16 protein-coding genes are annotated in these 20,083 nt (G+C 68.0%); 6 read left to right on the top strand and 10 right to left on the bottom strand.

The window, feature by feature from the left end; translation table 11 throughout:
- Positions 1–3 precede the first annotated feature (3 nt).
- From ACGFIF_RS33515 to ACGFIF_RS33505, 3 genes are all read right to left on the bottom strand, one after another.
- Complete coding sequence (locus ACGFIF_RS33515) at positions 4–1,560, bottom strand: diguanylate cyclase domain-containing protein (RefSeq protein WP_393160095.1); 1,557 nt, start codon at positions 1,558–1,560, stop codon at positions 4–6.
- Between the two features lie 543 nt (positions 1,561–2,103).
- Positions 2,104–2,337: a hypothetical protein gene (locus ACGFIF_RS33510; protein WP_393160094.1), complete on the bottom strand. Its 234-nt coding sequence runs from the start codon at positions 2,335–2,337 to the stop codon at positions 2,104–2,106.
- Between the two features lie 8 nt (positions 2,338–2,345).
- Positions 2,346–2,636, bottom strand: coding sequence for a DUF6247 family protein (locus ACGFIF_RS33505; RefSeq protein WP_393160093.1), 291 nt, complete (start codon positions 2,634–2,636; stop codon positions 2,346–2,348).
- 230 nt (positions 2,637–2,866) lie between these two features.
- Between ACGFIF_RS33505 and ACGFIF_RS33500 the strand changes: the two genes are divergently transcribed.
- Positions 2,867–3,598 (top strand): leucine-rich repeat domain-containing protein, encoded by a 732-nt coding sequence (locus ACGFIF_RS33500; protein ID WP_393160092.1) that lies wholly within the window; start codon positions 2,867–2,869, stop codon positions 3,596–3,598.
- 132 nt (positions 3,599–3,730) lie between these two features.
- Here ACGFIF_RS33500 and ACGFIF_RS33495 read toward each other — a convergent pair whose 3' ends face one another.
- From ACGFIF_RS33495 to ACGFIF_RS33465, 7 genes are all read right to left on the bottom strand, one after another.
- Positions 3,731–5,032 (bottom strand): cytochrome P450, encoded by a 1,302-nt coding sequence (locus tag ACGFIF_RS33495; protein ID WP_393160228.1) that lies wholly within the window; start codon positions 5,030–5,032, stop codon positions 3,731–3,733.
- Between the two features lie 363 nt (positions 5,033–5,395).
- Positions 5,396–6,190, bottom strand: a complete 795-nt coding sequence (locus ACGFIF_RS33490) for a DUF2785 domain-containing protein (protein WP_393160091.1) — start codon at positions 6,188–6,190, stop codon at positions 5,396–5,398.
- Between the two features lie 229 nt (positions 6,191–6,419).
- The gene (locus ACGFIF_RS33485) at positions 6,420–7,184 is read right to left on the bottom strand and encodes a hypothetical protein (protein WP_393160090.1); all 765 of its coding nucleotides are present in this window, start codon (positions 7,182–7,184) and stop codon (positions 6,420–6,422) included.
- A gap of 1 nt (position 7,185) precedes the next feature.
- A complete protein-coding gene (locus ACGFIF_RS33480; protein WP_393160089.1) occupies positions 7,186–8,184 on the bottom strand; it encodes an ABC transporter ATP-binding protein in 999 nt (332 codons plus the stop codon).
- 321 nt (positions 8,185–8,505) lie between these two features.
- Positions 8,506–9,759, bottom strand: coding sequence for a DUF4142 domain-containing protein (locus ACGFIF_RS33475; protein ID WP_393160088.1), 1,254 nt, complete (start codon positions 9,757–9,759; stop codon positions 8,506–8,508).
- Between the two features lie 125 nt (positions 9,760–9,884).
- Positions 9,885–12,188 carry a sodium-translocating pyrophosphatase gene (locus tag ACGFIF_RS33470; RefSeq protein ID WP_393160087.1) on the bottom strand — a complete coding sequence of 768 codons (2,304 nt, stop codon included), beginning with the start codon at positions 12,186–12,188 and terminating at the stop codon, positions 9,885–9,887.
- Between the two features lie 215 nt (positions 12,189–12,403).
- Positions 12,404–12,733 (bottom strand): STAS domain-containing protein, encoded by a 330-nt coding sequence (locus ACGFIF_RS33465; protein ID WP_132214599.1) that lies wholly within the window; start codon positions 12,731–12,733, stop codon positions 12,404–12,406.
- A gap of 191 nt (positions 12,734–12,924) precedes the next feature.
- Between ACGFIF_RS33465 and ACGFIF_RS33460 the strand changes: the two genes are divergently transcribed.
- The 5 genes from ACGFIF_RS33460 to ACGFIF_RS33440 all read left to right on the top strand — a co-directional run bounded on the left by ACGFIF_RS33460 (position 12,925) and on the right by ACGFIF_RS33440 (position 19,957).
- Positions 12,925–15,234, top strand: coding sequence for a DEAD/DEAH box helicase (locus ACGFIF_RS33460; RefSeq protein WP_393160086.1), 2,310 nt, complete (start codon positions 12,925–12,927; stop codon positions 15,232–15,234).
- A gap of 36 nt (positions 15,235–15,270) precedes the next feature.
- Positions 15,271–15,672, top strand: coding sequence for a hypothetical protein (locus tag ACGFIF_RS33455; RefSeq protein WP_393160085.1), 402 nt, complete (start codon positions 15,271–15,273; stop codon positions 15,670–15,672).
- A gap of 414 nt (positions 15,673–16,086) precedes the next feature.
- A complete protein-coding gene (locus tag ACGFIF_RS33450; protein ID WP_393160084.1) occupies positions 16,087–16,854 on the top strand; it encodes a hypothetical protein in 768 nt (255 codons plus the stop codon).
- 728 nt (positions 16,855–17,582) lie between these two features.
- The gene (locus ACGFIF_RS33445) at positions 17,583–19,007 is read left to right on the top strand and encodes an extracellular solute-binding protein (RefSeq protein ID WP_393160083.1); all 1,425 of its coding nucleotides are present in this window, start codon (positions 17,583–17,585) and stop codon (positions 19,005–19,007) included.
- A complete protein-coding gene (locus ACGFIF_RS33440; protein ID WP_393160082.1) occupies positions 19,007–19,957 on the top strand; it encodes a carbohydrate ABC transporter permease in 951 nt (316 codons plus the stop codon). The genes ACGFIF_RS33445 and ACGFIF_RS33440 overlap by 1 nt, the downstream gene beginning before the upstream one ends.
- Positions 19,958–20,083: the final 126 nt, after the last annotated feature.

The raw sequence follows: 20,083 nt of genomic DNA, 5'->3' as shown, positions 1-20,083 counted from the left end.
GCCTCACCGCCTGCGGCGCTTGTCGTCGTACAAGCGACGGTCCGCCGTGGCGATCAGCTGGTCCACTTCGACACCTTCGGCTGTTGCTGCGTACCCGATGCTCAGTCCGAGCCGCCCGAGCCACGGCTTGGCTGTCGCCGCCGCGATGGCCGCGACCGCGGTCCGGATCCGCAACGCCAGTTGCGCACCACCCTTCGCGTCCGGCTGGTCGAGCACCACGATGAACTCGTCGCCACCCGATCGAATCACGGCATCGGTCGATCGCGCCTGTTCTACCAGGAGATTTGCCACAACCTGCAGCAATTCGTCCCCGCAGGCGTGCCCATAGGTGTCGTTCACCACCTTCAGATCGTCTACATCGATGACGAGCACCGTCACCGCCCGGGCGGAGTCGCGGGCCGCGGTCAGCCGCTCGTCCAGCGCCCGCCGGTTGCCGATCCCGGTCAGCGGATCCTGCCGCGCCGCATGCCACTCGGCATCGTGCCGGGCTGAGAGGTCGTGCGTGGCAAGCGCATGCCGTACGGCGTTCAGCGCCCGCTGCCGCTCCTTCCACCAGCCGCGCGCCACCGAACGCGCATACTCCAACCCTGCAAGGGCTCCCGGCCCACCATCGGCCGCGGCGATCTCCGACCGGGTCTGCAGCACCAGCACGCGCGTCGCCGGATCCGCCAACGGAATCAGGTCATCCGCGGCCCGATCGGCCGCTGCCTTGGCCTCGTCGGACTTGCCCTTGGCCTGCAGAGCCCTGGCCAGGTAGGAGCCTGCGATCGCGAGTCGCTCGGTCTCACCCAGCTTGGAGATCTCGTCCCGGCACTCGGTCAGCTCGGCCACCGCCGACTCCGGATCATCGGTCGTTGCCGCGGCAGCGACCCACAACCGAGCACTCAACCGCCAGAACTCCTGGCTCTCGTCGTCGACGACCACCCGCTCCGCCTCACGCGCCCAGTACGCCGCCGACGCGAGCCGCTCCTGAATCTCCTGCTGGTACGACGGATCGCCCAGCCGCTCGAGTTCGTGCGCCCAGCGCAGATACGTCTCGGCCAGATTCAGTCGGTCGATCGCTTCTGACTCAGCCAACTCGAAGACATCGTCTTCCAATTGAGTGGCGCGCTCGTAATGCGGAATGCACAGTTCGTAAAGGCGTAGGACGTCGTACGCGTAACCGAGCCCGGTGTGCGCCCAGGCGGTCAGCCCGGCGTCCTTGGTCCGGCTCAGCGCGTGCTCGGCGGTGACGAGATCCTTCACTGTGTCCCCGCCGCGGCCGCTGCGGGCCAGGTTGATGATCCGGATCGGCAACGCGTTCGCTTCCCAGCCCGGCTCGTCGATCGCCTTCGCGACGGCCACACACGCATCCACAGCCTTCAGGGCTTCGTCCGCGTCGCTCGCGTGGTGAGCCGTGACACCACGGACGTACTCGGCCGCGGCCAGCTGATAACTCGGCACCCCACCGAGCTCCGCCCTGATCGCCTCGATCTCCGCCGCCGCGGTCGCATGCCCACCCGACTGGGCCGATGTCATCGCGGTGGCGATCCGGACGGTCAGCGCGTCACCCGTCGCCATCTCGCCACTTCCCATAACCCGCCGGCGGCCTTCCCTGATCCTCACCCGCACTTCGGGCCGGACCGCCCATTGTGACCACCCACCCCCACTTCTGTCACGACCCGAACCCGCCACCGACCACCTAGTGCCACACTTCATACGCAGAAAGCACGAATTTTCCCCACGCGGAGCTACGCCCGCTCCTCCGTCACGTGCTCGCCACCGCTCCCACCCACCCGATCTCGACCTGCGAGCTACCGCCCGCGGTTGCGAGCTGCCGCTCGCGACCCGTGCTGTCGCCCGCAGTCGCGGCTACCGCCGCCGGACGCGCTGCTATCGCCCGCTTCGACTGAAAGCACGCGGTGTCGCCCGACCATGATTCGTCGAGCAGCCGTGGTCAGCGGAGTACACCAGCCCCCTCCACCAACGGCGAAGTACCCAAGCAAGTAGCCCTCGTAGCCAAGCGCGTGGAGTGCCTCCGCCGGCCCGTCGCCGATCTTCACCCTGGCTACGACCGAACCAGCCCCCATCCGACTGGTTCCCGAAACACCTTGAAGCCGAAGGTCAACCGACCCAGGTGACATCGAAGATTCTGATCAGCTCGCGACCGTCGTCGACATGGAACGACAGCAGACCGACGCCACCGAAGATGCATTGGCGGAAGGCCGGCTCGTCCCGATCGAGAGTCTGGCTGTCCCACGGAGCGCCGACCAGCTTGCCGACACGCTCAACCAAGGCGTCGAACGCCGATGAAGGCAGACCGTGCAGCTGAGCCAGTGCGGACGCGTGAAACTCCACGCGGTAGCTCATTCCCTGTCTGACCAGCCCGGGATCACTTGCTCGGCCGGCACGAAGTCTTCAGCCCGCCCGTCGCGGGTGGCCTGGAGTGCGTCCTCGTAGCCCGGATCGGAGTACGCGACTGCACGCAGCCGCCAGAGCTGCAGGACGTCACGCAGTTGCTGGAAGCGCCAGACCTCGTGGGCCGCATCGAGGGCGCCGTGGTACTCACCCAGGAACTGCTCATGCCACTTCGCCGGCAGCAGGCGAAGGATCTCACCCGGATCATCCGGAGAGCCCTGCATCGGCTGAGCAGTCATGTCGCCAGATTACCTGAGCGGCGGCCCGGGCAGCGGGGTTATCCACACCTCAGCGGTGACGAGCGCAGTCCGAGTTCGTCGCCCGACCTGAGTCGCTACGTTCGGGGCCCGAACACGACACCGCCGCCATGGTCGCTCCTGCGTCGCGCCCTCGTCGGCTGCTGCACCCACCACGCGCTCGGCCGAACGACGCGATCAGCCCCAGCGGACGAAGCTCTAAGATGCGTCGGATGTTGGCGCGCACCGTGAACCTCGGCGGGACCGGGCTCAGCCGGGTGGATCCTGCGCTCCGTGAGCACACCAGCCTCCGGGAGCTCTACCTGCATGACAACGCGCTCACCACGCTCCCGGAGTGGCTAGGAGACTTCACCGGACTGCGGATTCTTGATCTCAGTCATCAGCCGCTGAAGAGCCTCCCCGATTCGCTGGGTCGGCTGGAGCGGCTCGAGTTCCTCTACGTGAGCGACCTCGACATCACCGACCTGCCTGAGGCACTCGGCGAGCTGCACGAACTCAGGTATCTCGGCGCCACAGACAACGGCCTGGCGTCAGTGCCCGCCTCGCTCGGCCGGCTCACTCAACTCATCGAGCTCCGCCTCTATGGCAACCGCCTCACCGAGCTCCCCGACGCGTACGGCGACCTGCGCGCGCTGCGGGAGCTTCACCTCGACCGCAACGCGATCGAGCGGCTGCCCGCGACGTTCGACCAGCTCACCGAACTCCGCGTGCTCAGCCTGCGAGCCAACGCCCTCACCGAGTTCCCGGTCCAGCTGAGCCGCCTCCCACTCCTGCGACACCTGGACCTGCGAGCCAACCGCCTCACCCGCCTCCCCGACCTACCCCAGAACGCCTTCCCTGCCCTGGAGAAGCTCGACCTCCGCTGGCTCGACCTCCCCGTCGTCCCCGAATGGGTCCACGCCCTGACCACCCGAGGCTGCGCCGTCTACCGCACCGCCGCCTAGCCGATCCCCCGGACCTCAGCGTCAACTCGCGTAGTGCGCCGGCCCGGGACGGCGGTTCGCGCATGCCGCCGGAGGCGGCCAAAGGGACAGCCGCCGCGGAGCGGTGTCCCTTGGCCGGACGGCGACAGCGTCTCAGCCGGCGGCTTGGGTGGCGGCGGTGGCGTGGAGTTGGACGGGGAGGGTTTCGACGCCGTACACGATGGAGAAGTCGCGGAAGCGGAGCTGCTCCTCCGGGACTGCCAGCGCGAGGTCCGGGAAGCGGTGTGCGAGGGCGGTGAACGCCGCGCGGAGCTCCATCCGGGCGAGTTCGGCGCCGACGCAGCGGTGCATGCCGTGGCCGAAGGCGAGGTGAGCGGCGGGCGCGCGCTGCGGGTAGAAGTCCTCGGCGTCGAGGCCGAACACCTGCTTGTCCCGATCGGCCCCGGACAGCGACACCGCGACCAGGTCACCCTTCTTCACCTGCTGGCCGAACAGCTCCAGGTCGTGCCGCGCGAACCGCGGGAACGCGACCTGTACGACGGTCAGATACCGCAGCAACTCCTCGACGATCGTGTCGACCGCACCCGGCTCGTTCCGGATCCGCTCGAAGTTCTCCGGGTCGCGCAGCAGCACCAGCGTGCCGAGCGCGAGCATGCTCGCCGACGTCTCGTAGCCGCCGAGGAACACCCCGTCGGCCAGCCCGCCCAGCTCGATGTCGTCGATGTCGTCACCCTGCTCACGGATGATCGACCCGATCAGCCCGTCCCCGGGCTGCGTGCGCTGCTTGCGGACGATCTCGAACAGGAAGTCGCGCGACTCGCTCGCCGACCCGAACACCCCGATCCCGCCGCCGGACAGGTCGAACCGGGCCGGTCCGAGCGCCCGGAACCGGTCGCGGTCGGACTCCTCGACGCCGAGCAGGTCGGCGATCAGCAGGAACGGAACGTTGAAGGCGAAGTCCGAGACGATGTCGACGACCGGCCCCTTGGTCTCCATCAGGTCCAGCTGGTCGTTGACGATCTTCTCGATCATCGGCTCCAGCCGGGCCAGCCGGCGCTTGGTGAACTCCGGCGTCAGCAGCTTGCGCAGCCGGGTGTGGTCCGGCGGATCGGTGAACCCCAGGCCGCCGATTCCCTCCGACGGCTTCTTCGGGTCCGAGCCGACCAGCGGCCGGATGTCGTTGCTGAAGTTCGCCGTGTCGGCGAGCACGGCCTTCGCCTCCGCGTGCCCGCTCACCACCCACACGTTCAGCCCGAACAGATGAGCCAGTTTGTGCACCGGCTCGGCCTCGCGCACCTGCCCGAGTTCCGGGACCGGGTTCACGCCCTCGCGGCGGAGCGGCATCGAGACCTGACGTGGGACGATCCGCATCTTCGACAGGTCAAGACCACCCTTGCGGGTGGTCCTGTTCAAGATCCGGCTGCCGACCCATTTCTTCAGGTATGTCGCAACCATGACTTCCACGCGCCCTCTCTGAAACTGCTGCCCCCGACGGCTTTCGTCAGCAAAAAACTAACGTCGCCAGGGACCAGGTCCGATGGTGTTGGCACTACTGCGGTAGTGGCGTTGGCACCACCATGGGAGGGGGCCACGGCATTGCCACCCAGACGATCCCACGACAAAGGTTCGGCTTCCACCGGAACCCACCTGTACCGTGCCCTGGACCGCGGCACATCGTCCCTCGGGGACAGTTCAGGGAAACCCCAGCCGAAAGTCGGATGCGCCGGCCGACGATCGTCGGTTGTCCTGGATCCATGACCAGGGCAACCATCTCGGCGGCTCATGGGGCCAAGGTTAGCCTCACCAAATGGCGAGCCCTCAGAGGTAGTGCGGCGTGACGATGCGGACGACCTCGGTGATCTTCGCCTTCACCTGATCCTGATGCGGGATCCGGGTCGGCAGGTTGGCACCGGGCAGCCGGGTGCCGTGGTCGACGAGGAGGTAGAGGGCCCGCAGGGTGCGGATGGTGTTCGTGACCTCGGGGGTGATGCCTTCGGCGGGTGGGTTCGCCAGCGCGCGGAGGACGGGGTCGAGCCAGTCGACGGCGTCGGTCTCGGCGAGGTCGGCGCGGGTCAGGGTGACGGCCAGGGCGTAGCCGAGGCGGTCGTCCTCCATGTCGCGCAGGACGTACTGCGTCGGCGTCAGCAGGCGGCCGACGCCGAGGCGGAGCATCTGTACCGGCTCGACCGCGGAATGCAGGCCGAGGGTGCCGAGCAGGTCGGCGCCGTGGGCGACCGCGTGCAGCCAGCCGAGTTTGGCGTCGTGCCCGCGCAGGTCCTCCTCGGCGACGTACCAGCGCTCGAACGGCGGCACCCAGCTCGGCTCGAAAACGCCGGCCGAGACGATCGCGTTGAGGATCAGCGGCGCGAACGTACGGGCCTGGATCTCCGGGTCGGCGAACCGGGTGACCATCTCGTCGCCGAGCTCGCGGAGCTGGTCGGCGGACAGGACACCACGGCCGATCCAGCTCGCGAGTACGGCGTACGCGTGGGTGTCACGCGCCACCGGATCCGGTGCGCGCAGCAGGCCGGACAATTCGGCGACGAGATCGGTGAGCGGACGATCGGTCGGGACGGCGTAGCCGTCGGCGCGCACCCGCGCCCAGTCGGTCATGCGCGGCAGGCTAAACGCTTTCCCACCCAACCCGCCAGCCCCACCCACCAGTTCCGGAACAGCGAGCCGTGGGTACGACGACCAGCCGCAGCCGGGCCTGGAACGGGTAACGGCCCGTGGTACACCCGGTCTCCCGGATGTTCCACGGGCCGTAGCGGCCAGGACCCCTCAGCCCGGCCGGGCCTCGCGTCCCCGGCCAGGGCCCCTCAACCTCGGCCGGGGTCGTCTCTCAGGCGTCGCGCTTGCTTGCGGTCACCAGGGCAATGATCAGCAGGCCGATAGCCCAGGCGGCGAAGTAGACCAGCGCCCACCACGGCGACAGCGCGGTGGAGGCTCCCGCCGCGTCCGCACCGGCCAGACCCATGTCCTGCTCACCGTTGAGGAACTGGTTCGCGTTGGTGAACGGCGTCCACTTCTGCAGGTCGTCGCCGATCTTCGGGATCAGCGGCAGCAGGCTCTCCACCAGCAGCGGCCAGAGGATCAGGATCGCGATCGCACCGGCGCTCTGCCGGATCAGGATGCCGATCGCGATCGCGAAGATCGCGGAGAGCGCGTAGACGAACGCCTGACCGAACATCAGCCGCCACTCGGCGGAGGTGTTGATCGCCATGTCCGCGCTCGGGGCGAGCAGGTTGCCGATCGCCCACGAACCCCACGAGGCGGCCAGGCCGACGACGGCCGCGAGCGTGGCGACCACGATCGTCTTGTTGAGCAGCAGCGCCGCCCGCTGCGGGACCGCCTGGAAGCTGGTCCGGATGGTGCCGAACCGGTACTCGGTGGTGACCGCCAGGGCGGCCATCACCATGATGACCATCTGCCCGAGGCCGACGCCGAACTGCGTCATCGCGGGCGTCACCTCGGCCTCCTGCGGACCGGTGGCGAAACCGGTCGCGAGCGCGGCCAGACCGATGGACAGCACGGCCGCGATGATCATGCACCACCACGGCGACCGGGTGGAGAAGAGCTTGATCCGCTCGACTTGGATCAGCGACATGTCAGTTGTCCTCCTTCGGACCCGAGACCACCTCGACGCCGGTCGGCGGCGCCAGGTTCACGTCGCCGACGTGGGCGAGCTCGTCGTGTGCGTGGTACTGGACCGAGTCGCCGGTCATCTGCATGAACGCCTGCTCCAGCGAACCGCGCTGCAGCGACAGCTCGTGCAGCACGATGCCGTGCGCGGCGGCCGCCTCACCGACCTGGTCGGTGGTCAGGTCGCCCTCGACGAACAGGACCTTGCCCTCGTTCTCGATCTCTTCGATCCGGGTGACCAGCTGCTGCTGGTTCAGGACGCCGGCCAGCTGGTCCAGCTGCGGGGTCCGCACCTTGACCGTGGTGCCGCTGGCGCGGTCGACGAACTCCGTGGTGGAACTCTGCGCGATCAGCCGGCCGCGGCCGATGACGATCAGTTCCTCGGCGGTCAGCGCCATCTCGGACAGCAGGTGGCTGGAGACCAGCACGGTCCGGCCCTCGCCGGCCAGCCGGTGCATGAACGTCCGGATCCAGACGATGCCCTCCGGGTCGAGGCCGTTGACCGGCTCGTCGAAGAGCAGGATCTCCGGGTCGCCGAGCAGCGCGCCGGCGATACCGAGCCGCTGCGACATACCCAGCGAGTAGGCACCGGCCCGCTTGTTCGCGACCGAGGTCAGGCCGACCATCTCGAGCGCCTTGTCGACACTCGACTTCGGCAGCTTGTTGGACGCGGCCATCCAGGCCAGGTGGGACCGCGCGGAGCGGTTCGGGTGCACCCACTTGGCGTCCAGCAGCGCACCGATCTTGGTCAGCGGCTGCCGCAGGTCGCGGTAGTGCTGACCGTCGATCCGGACGTCGCCGGAGGTCGGAGTGTCCAGACCCAGGATCATCCGCATGGTGGTGGACTTGCCGGCCCCGTTCGGGCCGAGGAAGCCGGTCACCTTGCCGGGTTTCACCTCGAAAGACAGGTTGTCAACGGCAACGGTTGCGCCGTATCGCTTGGTGAGGCCTTGTGCCTCGATCATCGCCGTACTCCTCGTTCGGTGGCGCGCCATTGGTCGTGGGCGGGCTGTGTCGCATTCAGTATCGAGGGCTGACCGGTCCAGAGCATCGGACCCGGGGCGGATCCGGTGTGTCCACCCGTGGGTTGATTCTGCCGCCCGGGCCGATCGCAGTGCCATCGGTTAAAGCCCTGACCACGACCCCGACGATCCCCTATCCGGGCAGGAGTCCGCATCAGCCGAAAGTCGACAACCCCCGGTACTTCGGAATACCGCCGTACAAACGCTTGAAGCTGGAAGTCACCACCGAATTCGTGGTTTAACGCGAAAATAGCCCCCGGCGAATCAGCTGCGAGCCGCCGGGACGCCGTAGAGGACCAGATTATGCGTGTAGCGGCGCGCTGAGTGGTTGTAGGAGCCGATGCAGGTGACCAGCGCCAACCGGGGCTTCGCAGCACCGCGGAACAGGTCGGCGGGCAGGTCTTCCTGCCGGTAGGTCCGGCGAGCCACGATTTTGTACCAGTGCACGCCGCCGTCCCCGGCTGTCACCGCGACCTTGGCGCCGACCGGCACTTGCGACAGCGCGGCGAACACCCCGCGCCCGTGGCGGGCGGAGTCCACGTGGCCGACGAGCAGCACGGTGCCACCGGCCGAGCCGGGCGCCGCACCCGCCGCCCACCAGCCCACGTCGGCCGGCGACTTCGGCACCTGCATCTGGCCGGTGATGCCGGCCGCGACCGGCGTCACCGGTGCATCCACGAAGCCGGGCAGCGCCAGCCGGGCCGGCGGAATGGCGGCTTCCCGTTCCTCAGCTGACTGGCCGGCCTTCGGTACCTGACCGGCATCACCCGCCGGGCCTCCGAACACCATCACGAGCCCTGTTCCCACCGCGGCAAGGCCGAGGAGGCGTCGCCGCATTCCGATTGCCTTGCCGGCGAGGAGAAGCACTCCGAGGCCGAGCAGCACCAACGCTGTCCGCGACCGGATCCGCTCGGCGTCGGCGACCTGGCCACCGTCGCCAGTGGGCACTGTGATGGAGCCGTTTCCGGCGTGACAGCCACCGGTCACCATGCGCAGATGCATCTGGACCACAGGCTGGGCGCCCTTGGCCACTGACTTGACGGTCGGCTCGGTGCCTTTCGCCAACTCGGTTCCGATCAGCGCGAGGAGCTGCTGGTGCTCCTGCTGCTGCAACGCCAGCCAGGCGGCGTCGTACCCGGAGGTCCCGGCCTTGGCCGCGACGGCGTCGAGCTTCTGACGCTGGGCCAGCGACGGTATGGCGACCAGCCCGACGCCGAGCTGACCAGCGGCCTCGAGCTCCTGCGCGGCCAGCCGGCGATGGTCACGTTCCATCAGGGCGCCGACCTGCCGTACACACGAGCTCCGGCCCTGGGTTTTGGCGGCCTGGGCGGCCTGGATGATCGTCAGATTGATCTGGTGGGCAGCGTTGAGGTAGGTGACGTCTTGTTGCTTCGGCGTCGCGTTCGCCGGCTGGGCCGCACCCAGCACTCCCGCCACGACCAGAAGCACGAACGCCGACCAACGGGCCATCGCCACCCGCCGGGGAGGAGCCGACACATTGTCAGGCCGTCGAGGCATCCTTACCTCCCCGCGCTCAGACGTCAGCTGCCGTCATTCGTCGTACCGACGACACTAGAGAAGTATCCGGGCATGCGAAACGGCCCGCCGGTTGACCGGCGGGCCGTTTCTGCTGCTTGCCTGGATCAGGCGGCGGCGTTCACCTCAGCCGGAGTGTCGGAGATGACCGACTCCCGGCGCTTCGAGATGATCACGGCCGCGGCCAGGATCACGACCGCCGCGAGGGCGATACCGATCCGCAGCGGGGTGTTGGTGTCCTCGCCGATCGCCGACATCCCGACGACGGCCGGGGCGATCAGCACCGAGACCAGGTTCATCACCTTGATCAGCGGGTTGATGGCCGGACCGGCGGTGTCCTTGAACGGGTCGCCGACGGTGTCACCGATGACGGTGGCCTCGTGCGCGGGCGAACCCTTTCCGCCGTGGTTACCGTCCTCGACCAGCTTCTTGGCGTTGTCCCAGGCACCACCGGAGTTGGCCAGGAAGACCGCCATCAGCGTGCCGGACGCGATCGCACCGGCCAGGTAGCCGGCCAGCGCCGAGGCGCCGAGACCGAAGCCGACGGCGATCGGCGCGGTCAGCGCGAGCAGACCTGGGGTGGCCAGCTCACGCAGCGAGTCGCGGGTGCAGATGTCCACGACCTTGCCGTACTCCGGCTTGCCGGTGCCCTCCATGATCCCGGGGATGTCGCGGAACTGGCGACGTACCTCGTAGACCACCGCGCCGGCGGCGCGGCCGACGGCGTTGATGGCCAGGCCGGAGAACATGAACACCACCGCGGCACCGATGATCAGGCCGACCAGGGTGGACGGGTCGAAGACCAGCGCGTCCGCGTTGAACGCCCGGTCACCCGCCTCGTCCAGCACCGCGTAGATCGAGTCGGTGTAGGAACCGAACAGCGCGGTCGCGGCCAGCACGGCGGTCGCGATCGCGATGCCCTTGGTGATCGCCTTGGTGGTGTTGCCGACGGCGTCCAGCTCGGTCAGGATCTGGGCCGCCTCGCCGTCCACGTCACCGGACATCTCGGCGATGCCCTGCGCGTTGTCGGAGACCGGGCCGAAGGTGTCCATCGCGACGATGACACCGACGGTGGTCAGCAGACCACAACCGGCCAGCGCGATCGCGAACAGTGCGACGACGCCGGAGCCGCCGACCAGGAAGGCGCCGTACACGGCGGCGGCGATCACCAGCGCGGTGTAGACGGCGGACTCGAAGCCAACCGCGATACCGGACAGGATGACGGTCGCGGCACCGGTCAGCGAGGTCTTGCCGACGTCCTGGACCGGCTTGTCCTCGGTGCCGGTGTAGTAACCGGTCAGGGCCAGGATGACCGCGGCCAGCACGATGCCGATGATCACCGACACGGTGGCGATCAGTCGCGGGTCGCCGTCGTGGGCGGCGATCGCCTCGGTGGCGCCGGTCAGGTCCCTGAAGTTGCCCGGCAGGTAGACGAACGCGGCCACCGTGCACAGGATCGCGGAGATCACGGCGGAGATGTAGAACGCCCGGTTGATCGTGCGCAGCCCGTTCTCGCCGGTCCGCGGGCGGGTCAGGAAGACGCCGATGACCGCGGTGATGGCACCGATGGCCGGCACGATCAGCGGGAAGATCAGGCCCTGCTCGCCGAAGGCGGCCTTGCCCAGGATCAGCGATGCCACCAGCATCACGGCGTACGACTCGAACAGGTCGGCCGCCATACCGGCGCAGTCACCCACGTTGTCGCCGACGTTGTCGGCGATGGTGGCGGCGTTGCGCGGGTCGTCCTCGGGGATGTTCTGCTCGACCTTGCCGACCAGGTCGGCGCCGACATCGGCGGCCTTGGTGAAGATACCGCCGCCGACACGCATGAACATGGCGAGCAGGGCGGCACCGAAACCGAAGCCCTCGAGCACGGTCGGGGCGTCACCCTTGAACAGCAGGACGACGACCGAGGCGCCGAGCAGGCCGAGACCCACGGTCGCCATACCGACGGTGCCACCGGTGCGGAACGCGACCCGCATGGCCGGGTCACGGCCCTCGTCCCGTGCGGCCGCGGCGACCCGCACGTTGGCGCGCGTCGCGAGCCACATTCCCATGTAGCCGATCAGGGCGGAGAAGCCCGCACCGACCAGGAAGAAGACCGATCGGAAGATCTTCAGCGTGGTCTCGTTGCCGCCGTCACTGTGCACCGGCAGCAGGAACAGCAACAGGAATGCGACCACGGCGAAGATCGACAGCGTCCGGAACTGCCGGTTCAGATAGGCCGAAGCGCCTTCCTGCACCGCCGAAGCGATCGTCTTCATGTTCTCGGTACCATCGTTCGCGGCAAGCACCTGGCCGCGGAAGACCATCGCAATGGCGATCGCGAGGATCGCGATCACTCCGACGACGACAACCACGGTGGTGTTGCTCGACGAAAGATCCACCGCTTGTGCGAGCAGCGCGGACATCCGTCCTCCTTGTAGGCAACCCCTCAGGGACTTGACGGCCCCCGTCTGCCGCAACCGAAGGGTTGGGGAAATACGACACAGCGCCCATGTGTGGCGCGGTGGGTCACTCTAACGGGTATCCGACCAGACCTGACGACAGGGTGGTCTACGCCATACCCAGAGATTCAGGCACCAGCCTCACTCTTCGTAGTACCGGGGATACCTTTTCGCTTGCTTCAGATCGCCGACGCGACATCCGGATGGATGTCGAAGACCTTGGTCAGACCGGTGATCCGGAAGATCTTCAGCAGCCGTTCCTGGGTACAGACCAGGGACAGTGATCCGTCGTGGGTGCGCACCCGTTTCAGTCCGCCGACGAGAACGCCGAGACCGGTGGAGTCCAGGAACTCCACGCGTTCCAGGTCGATCACCAGGTGATGGACACCTTCGTCGACGAGCGCGGCGATCTTCTCGCGGAGCTTCGGTGCGGTGTAGACGTCGATCTCCCCCGCCACCTCGATGACGGTACGCCCGCCCTCGGCGCGCGCGTTGAGCGACAGATCCACTTCGGCCTCCGATCCCGTGAACTGCTGCATTCAACCATGTACGGACCGTGAGTAGGGCCGTTGCCGAAAACTCTTTCATCTCGTTACACCGAAGTCGATCTCCGCCCCGAAAAAGCCGGGTGCATCCGCACCTGCGGTTGCCGCGTGCACGAATTCGGGCACTGTCCGAGACCGGCACTAGGCTCAGTGTCATGCGTGCAGGTGGTGAGGCGGCGGCCGTGCTGAAGCGCCTTGCCGTGGGTCGTGACGACCGGCTCACCCATGTCGAGTCCGTGCCGGCCCGGGCCGGGCAGACCTGTGCCTGGCCGCGCTGGGCGCCGGCCGAAGTGCTCGGTCAGCTCGCGGACGCCGGTATCACCGCGCCGTGGACTCACCAGGTCGCCACGGCGGAGGCGGCGTACGCCGGGAAGCATGTGGTGGTCGCGACCGGGACGGCCTCGGGCAAGTCGCTCGGCTACCTGCTGCCCGCCTTCGCCACGCTGAGCATCGCGCAGGCCGCCTCACCTCATCGCCGGACCGCATCTGTTCTGTACTTGTCCCCCACGAAGGCCCTGGCGCACGACCAGCTCCGGGCCGTCTCGTCGTACACGGTGCCAGGTCTGCGAGCGACGACGCTGGACGGCGACTCGGAACGGACCGAACGCGACTGGGCTCGCGACCACGCGACGTACGTGCTCAGCAACCCGGACATGCTGCACCGCTCTGTCCTGCCGAACCACCAACGCTGGGCGCGCTTCCTGGGCTGCCTGCAGTACGTCGTGGTCGACGAGTGTCACCACTATCGCGGCGTGTTCGGAGCCCACGTGGCCGGCGTACTGCGGCGGCTGCGTCGGGTCTGTGCGCAGTACGGCGCCCATCCGATCTTCATCTGCGCATCCGCGACCGTGGCCGAGCCGGCCGTGTCGGGTGAACGGCTGACGGGCCTGCCGATGGTGGAGGTGATCGACGACGGCTCACCGCGTGGCGGCATCTCGTTCGGCCTGTGGGAGCCGCCGATGACGTCACTACGCGGTGAGAACGGAGCTCCGGTACGACGCTCTGCCCCAGCCGAGGTGGCCGACCTGCTGACCGACTTGGTGGTGGCCGGGGTCAGGACGGTGGCGTTCGTCCGGTCGAGGCGTGGAGCCGAGACAGTCGCCATGACGGCCCGGGAGAACCTCGCTGAGGTGGACCCTGGGTTGACCGACCAGGTGTCGGCGTACCGGGCGGGCTATCTGCCGGAGGAGCGCCGGCGGCTCGAGGGCATGTTGCAGAGCGGTGAGCTGACCGGAGTCGCCGCGACGAACGCACTGGAGCTCGGCATCGACATTGCCGGCCTGGACGCCGTACTGCTGTCTGGCTGGCCGGGCACTCGCGCGTCACTGTGGCAGCAGGCCGGGCGCGCCGGCCGCGCCGGCGGGGACGCACTGGCCTTGCTGGTCGCACGCGACGACCCGCTGGACACCTACCTGGTCCGCCACCCGGCTGCGATCTTCGGACGTCCCGTCGAGGCGACCGTGTTCAACCCGGAGAACCCGTACGTCCTGGGCCCTCAGCTCTGCGCCGCGGCTCAGGAGCTCCCACTGACTGCTGCGGACTACGAGATCTTCGGCAGTACGACGCCGACCGTCATCGCGCAGCTCGTGCGGCAGGGCCTGCTGCGGGAAAGGCCGCACGGCTGGTTCTGGACGCGGCGGGAGCGCGCTGTGGACGCCATCGACATCCGCTCGGCCGGTGGCAAAACAGTGCAGATCGTGGAGGACCAGACCGGCCGGCTGCTCGGCACAGTCGATGGCGGCTCGGCACACTCCTCGGTCCACGAGGGTGCCGTCTACGTGCACGCCGGCGAGTCCTACCTGGTCAAGACCCTCGACCTCGAGGAGTACGCCGCAGTCGTGGAGCCGGCCGCTCCCGACTACACCACCTTCGCCCGGGACGTGACCGAGATCAGCATCCTGGCAACCGAGGAGACCTGCTCCTGGGGTACGTCGGAGTTGTCCCGCGGCTGGGTCCAGGTGACGAGCCAGGTGATCTCGTTCCAGCGCAAGCTGATCGCGACCGGCGACGTACTGGATGAGCAGCCGCTCGACCTGCCCGAGCGGACCCTGCGGACCAAGGCGGTCTGGTGGACCATGCCCGACACCGCCGTGGCCGCGCTCGGGCTGTCCGACGTACCAGGTGCCGCGCACGCGGCCGAGCATGCGTCGATCGGCCTGCTGCCGCTGTTCGCCACCTGCGACCGGTGGGACATCGGCGGCGTCTCCACCGCCCGGCACGCCGACACCGGCTGCCTGACGGTCTTCGTGTACGACGGCCACCCGGGCGGGGCCGGTTTCGCGGAACACGGCTACGCCGCGGCGCGCGAGTGGTTGACCGCGACACGTGAGGCGATTGCACACTGTGAGTGCATGGATGGATGCCCGTCCTGCGTACAGTCGCCGAAGTGTGGGAACCAGAACAACCCACTCGACAAGGGCGGCGCGGTCGCGCTGCTCACCGCACTACTCAGCAGTGAGGCCTGAACAGCCAGCCCTCGGCTGGCGGAGAGGCAGCTCGCCATGGCCGTCCTCGGAATCGTCCTGATCGTCCTCGCCGTCCTGTTCGGCCTGGGAGTCTCGGTGTCGTCGTCCGCATCCACCACGATGGAGGTCTTCGGCGTCGACTTCGGTGTGTCGGTGCCGACCGTGTTCATCCTCGGCGCACTGGCCGGAGCCGCACTGATGTTCGGACTCTGGCTGACGAAGAAAGGCCTCGGCCGCGGCTACCGGCGGCGCAAGGAGATGCGCGAACTGCGCGCACAGGCTGCGACGACCGACACCACGCCGGCTACCGAGAGTGAAGTCGACACGAAGGCCGCCGATAGCAAGGCCGCCGACACCGAGGAGCTGCCCGCGGACGACCGCCCGGCGCTCGAACGGCACCCCGCCGCCGACCCCACCGACACCAAACAGCCCCACTGAACACTCTGTTGCCCAGGGCATCAACTAGCGCACGGATGGTCCCGCGTATCCACAGATTGCCGTAACATCTCGATCGCACCACAGCCTCCGCTCGGCGACGGCACGACGATCCTGCAGCGTGATTTCGATGCCCTGCGCAACGACTTTGCGCTGGCAGTTAGTTGCCATTGGCATCAAGTTCCGCCGTCTGGCCATAACCACGCGCCAGCCTCCTGTGCCTTACTGGTTGTGGCGTCAACGTCGCGTTGAGTCACTATCGGCCGTCCGGGCCACACCGCCTCCTCACGGGGGACCGACCCGCAGCTCACCCTTCGCGCAAGGGGTGTCCTCGCGGTTCCCGGGCCGGATCCGGCTCACGCGATCGGGGTCCCGACGACCTGACGCCGCGAGATGGCACGACCTCTGGAGGTTGTCTTGATCATCCGTAAGTTGTTGAGCCGTACCGGCGTGACGGTTCTGGCCGTCAGCGTCGCTCTGGCCACCGCCGTCCCGGCGCAGGCTGCGAACCTGGAACCGGCGCGGTCGGCACCTCCGGGCGTCGAGGTCGGCGTGGCGAAGCAGATCGCCACCCGCTCCGACACGCGGTACTGCCTCACCTTCGTCGCGGCCGCCAAGGTCCCGATGGCGGTCATGATGGCCTGCGCGCCGGGCAAGGAGGGCAAGACCCAGGAGTGGATCTACACCGAGTCCGGCCAGCTGCAGGTGGCGATGAGCAAGAGCGTCGGTGGCGCCCTTGCCCAGACCGGCGCCTGCCTGGACAGCGGTGCCGACCTGGCCAAGGTTCCGGCCAACGCGCCGTTGCTGGTGCTGCCCTGCCGGACCGGCGACGGGCAGAAGTGGAGCTACGACGAGAGCGCGGGCACGTTCGTGAACGACGCCAGCGGTCTCGCCCTGACGTCCCTGCTGGGCAAGGGGAAGGCCAAGCAGGCACAGCCGACCGGCAGCATGTCCGCGGCCGGCACACCGGTCCAGGGCTGGAGCGCACTGCCGCTGCCGGGTCTGGACATCCTGGGTGCGGTGCTGGCACTCGTGAACGCGCTACTGGCTTCCCTGGGCCTGGCCCTGCCACTGCCGATCGCGAACGCCGCATCCAGTCTGCTCGAGCTGGTTCGCCCGAAGGCGGAGATCCCGGCTCAGATGTCGGTGCTGCCGAAGCAGATGATGCAGCTGGCTCAGCGCTGAGCTACTAGGAGGATCCTCAGCCACACAGAGGACAGCCGGCCCCGACATCGTCGGGGCCGGCTGTTTCTCACTCCTTCGTGATCGACACTCCTTCAGTTGTGTTCCTGGTGATCCGCTTCGGTTCGGAACCGGTGCTCGGGCTTCGACCTCCGGATCCCCGCTGCTTGCGCGTCAGCGGGAGCCTCGCGTCGCTGTCACCGTCCGCCCGTCTCGTCCCCGGCCGTCACCAGTCGGCCGGGCTCGTCACCACCAGCAGTGATGGTGGCAGTGCCAGAGCAGGTCGTCGAGAAGGCAAGCCAGTCCGTGCAACAGCATGTCTTTCACCTCCGATCCACTGAACCGATCGGCATGGACGTTACAGCCTGCTGTCACGTTCTGTATCTAGTCCGATACGGGTTGCCACAGAACCTTGAGCACACTTTAATCCGCTCGCAATGCGTCCCGCCTGATCCCGATTTGACGCCGTCCCCGGATCACCGATAACTGATCACACCCGCCCCATCACCCGCAGTACCCGACCCACCGGTCCGGGAATCCCGTCGTACCGGGGTTTTCCGGCCGCCCACGCCGTACGCCGTTGCCGGTAGCCACGATGCGGTTGCCGACGGCATCCGGGTGGTGGTTGACAACGTTTTCTCGGGGGTTGGGTAAAAGTCTTCACATACTCGCCAAGGAGTGCCAATCTTTGACCGGCACTCGCTGCACCGAACCTCGCAAGGAGACCCCTGATGCGATCACTGAGGCTGTACACCACTGCCGCCATCGGCGCCGCGTCCCTCGCGCTGCTCACCGGCTGCCTCGGCTCGTCCGACGCCGGCAGCGGCGACCAGGACGCGAACCGTAACGCCGACGCCAAGAAGGTCGAGCTGACGATCGGCTCGAACTCGATCAAAGGCGGCAAGAACAGCGCCGGCGCGACGTTCACGCAGGACGTGCTGATCCCGAAGTTCGTCGCGGAGCAGAAGGGCAAGGGCGTCGACGTCACGGTCAAGTTCCAGGGCGACGGCTCCGACGACGAGGTCTTCAAGCAGAAGCTGTCACTGGACCTGTCGAACAAGTCCGGCCCCGACGTGTTCAACATCGACGGCATCTGGGTCGGCGAGTTCGCTCAGGCCGGCTACATCAAGCCGCTCACCGACACCGTCGGCGACGCGGCCAAGGTGGACGACTGGGACGGCTGGAAGCAGATCCCGGAGTCGGTGCAGCAACTCGGCAGCTTCGAGGGCAAGCGGTACGGCGTACCGGGTGGCACCGACGGCCGGGTGCTCTACTTCAACAAGAAGCTGTTCCAGCAGGCCGGGCTGCCGGCCGACTGGCAGCCGAAGTCGTGGGACGAGATCATCTCCGCCGGCCAGGCGCTGAAGAAGCTGCCCGGCGTCACCCCGATCCAGATCAACGCCGGTACGGCGATGGGCGAGGCGACCACGATGCAGGGCGTGCTGCCGCTCCTGGTGGGCACCGGCACGACCGTCTACCCCGACGGCAAGTGGCTGGGCGACACCCCGAAGCTGCGCCAGGTGCTCGACTTCTACCACCAGATCTACACGACCGGTCTCGGTGACCCGGTGCTGCAGCGCGAGGCGAAGGGCCGGGACAAGTCGTTCGCCCAGTTCGCCGCGAACAAGATCGGCATCCTGCTCGAGGGCGACTACTTCTGGCGCAGCGTCGTCGAGCCGAAGGAGGGCGTTGCCAAGATGGCCGACCGCGACACCGCCGTCGGCTACGCGCTGATCCCGGCCGCCAGGCCGGGCGGCGGGGTCAACGGCCAGGACTTCGTCTCGATGTCCGGCGGCGGTGCGACCGTGATCAACCCGAACACGAAGTTTCCGCAGCAGGCGTGGGAGCTGATGCAGTTCATGAACTCCGCCGAGATGGTGAAGGCGTCCCTGGACGGCGCGGCCAAGATCACCCAGCGCACCGACGTCAACGACGAGGTGCTGGCCAGTGACCCGATGCTGAACTTCGTCGCCACCAAGGTTCTGCCGATCACTCAATACCGGCCGGGCCTGGCGGAGTACCCGAAGATCTCGGCCGCACTGCAGCAGGCGACCGCGGACGTGGTCAGCGGCAAGACCACCGATGCCGCCGCGATGGCCTACCAGAAGGCCGTCGAGGCGGCGGCCGGCAGCAAGGACAAGGTCGCCGGCAACTGATGACGACCGTGTCCCCACCCGCGCCGGCCCAGACCCCTGGGCCGGGCGGGCCCTCTGGGCCGGGCGGGAGCCGTAGTCCGGCGCTCGACGTCGCAGGACTCGGCGTCAGCCGGGCCCTCGGCTTCGTCGCGCCGGCCATGCTGCTGATCGGCGCGTTCCTGGTCTTCCCGGCGCTCTGGACGATCTACATCGGCGTCACCAACTACCGGCTCACCGGAGTCGAGGCGGTGTCGCCGTCGATCGTCGGCCTGGCCAACTACACCAAGGCGCTGAACGACGCGCTGTTCCACAACGCCCTGTGGCTGACGATGCTGTTCGTCCTCGGCTCCGCGATCATCGGCCAGAACATCCTCGGCTTCACCCTGGCCTGGGTGATGCGCCGTACGCGTCCCGCCGTACGCCGGACCGTCGAGGCGTTCGTGTTGCTGGCCTGGATCCTGCCCTCGACGGTGGTCGCGTACCTGTGGGTCGCCTTCTTCGACCGCGACGGCGGCACCCTCAACGGCATCCTCGGTACGGGCGGCACGGCCTGGCTGATCGACTACCCGATGGCCTGCCTGGTGATCTTCAACACCTGGCGCGGTACGGCGTTCTCGATGATGCTCTACTCCTCCGCACTGCAGGCGGTCCCGCCGTCGCAACTGGAGTCGGCCCGGATGGTCGGGGCGTCGGGGTGGCAGACGTTGCGGGACGTGGTGTTCCCGCACATCCGCGGGCACGTGCTCACCAACACCTTGCTGATCTCGCTGTGGACGGCGAACGACTTCTCGCCGTTCCTGCTCACCAAGGGCGGTCCGAACCACGAGTCCGAGACGGTGCCGGTCTACATCTACAACGTGGCGCTGCAGGGCGGTGAGCTCGGCTACTCGTCGGCCATCTCCTTCCTGCTCCTGATCGCGAACCTGCTGGTCTCGCTGATCTACCTCCGCCTGTTGAGGAGGCGCTCGTGAGGACTGTGCCTTCGGCCGGGCCTTCGGCGCCGGCGGGGTCATGGGGCTTTGACTCCCGGCCTTCCCTCGTCGCTCCAGTCGCTGTGTTGGATGCCACGCCTCCGGCGCGGCGGGTCATGGGGCTGT

It is taken from the genome of Kribbella sp. NPDC049174 (assembly GCF_043197365.1).
Taxonomy (GTDB): domain Bacteria; phylum Actinomycetota; class Actinomycetes; order Propionibacteriales; family Kribbellaceae; genus Kribbella.
Note: the sequence above shows the minus strand (reverse complement) of the source record. Positions and strands in the feature narration are given on the sequence as shown.

Bases quoted from the DNA above. Each gene is read 5' to 3' on its own strand.
- ACGFIF_RS33460 (WP_393160086.1), top strand. From the start codon at position 12,925: ATGCGTGCAGGTGGTGAGGCGGCGGCCGTGCTGAAGCGCCTTGCCGTG.
- ACGFIF_RS33470 (WP_393160087.1), bottom strand. From the start codon at position 12,188: ATGTCCGCGCTGCTCGCACAAGCGGTGGATCTTTCGTCGAGCAACACC.
- ACGFIF_RS33440 (WP_393160082.1), top strand. From the start codon at position 19,007: ATGACGACCGTGTCCCCACCCGCGCCGGCCCAGACCCCTGGGCCGGGC.
- ACGFIF_RS33505 (WP_393160093.1), bottom strand. From the start codon at position 2,636: ATGACTGCTCAGCCGATGCAGGGCTCTCCGGATGATCCGGGTGAGATC.
- ACGFIF_RS33445 (WP_393160083.1), top strand. From the start codon at position 17,583: ATGCGATCACTGAGGCTGTACACCACTGCCGCCATCGGCGCCGCGTCC.
- ACGFIF_RS33485 (WP_393160090.1), bottom strand. From the start codon at position 7,184: ATGTCGCTGATCCAAGTCGAGCGGATCAAGCTCTTCTCCACCCGGTCG.
- ACGFIF_RS33455 (WP_393160085.1), top strand. From the start codon at position 15,271: ATGGCCGTCCTCGGAATCGTCCTGATCGTCCTCGCCGTCCTGTTCGGC.
- ACGFIF_RS33495 (WP_393160228.1), bottom strand. From the start codon at position 5,032: ATGGTTGCGACATACCTGAAGAAATGGGTCGGCAGCCGGATCTTGAAC.
- ACGFIF_RS33475 (WP_393160088.1), bottom strand. From the start codon at position 9,759: ATGCCTCGACGGCCTGACAATGTGTCGGCTCCTCCCCGGCGGGTGGCG.
- ACGFIF_RS33515 (WP_393160095.1), bottom strand. From the start codon at position 1,560: ATGGCGACGGGTGACGCGCTGACCGTCCGGATCGCCACCGCGATGACA.
- ACGFIF_RS33500 (WP_393160092.1), top strand. From the start codon at position 2,867: ATGTTGGCGCGCACCGTGAACCTCGGCGGGACCGGGCTCAGCCGGGTG.
- ACGFIF_RS33490 (WP_393160091.1), bottom strand. From the start codon at position 6,190: ATGACCGACTGGGCGCGGGTGCGCGCCGACGGCTACGCCGTCCCGACC.
- ACGFIF_RS33480 (WP_393160089.1), bottom strand. From the start codon at position 8,184: ATGATCGAGGCACAAGGCCTCACCAAGCGATACGGCGCAACCGTTGCC.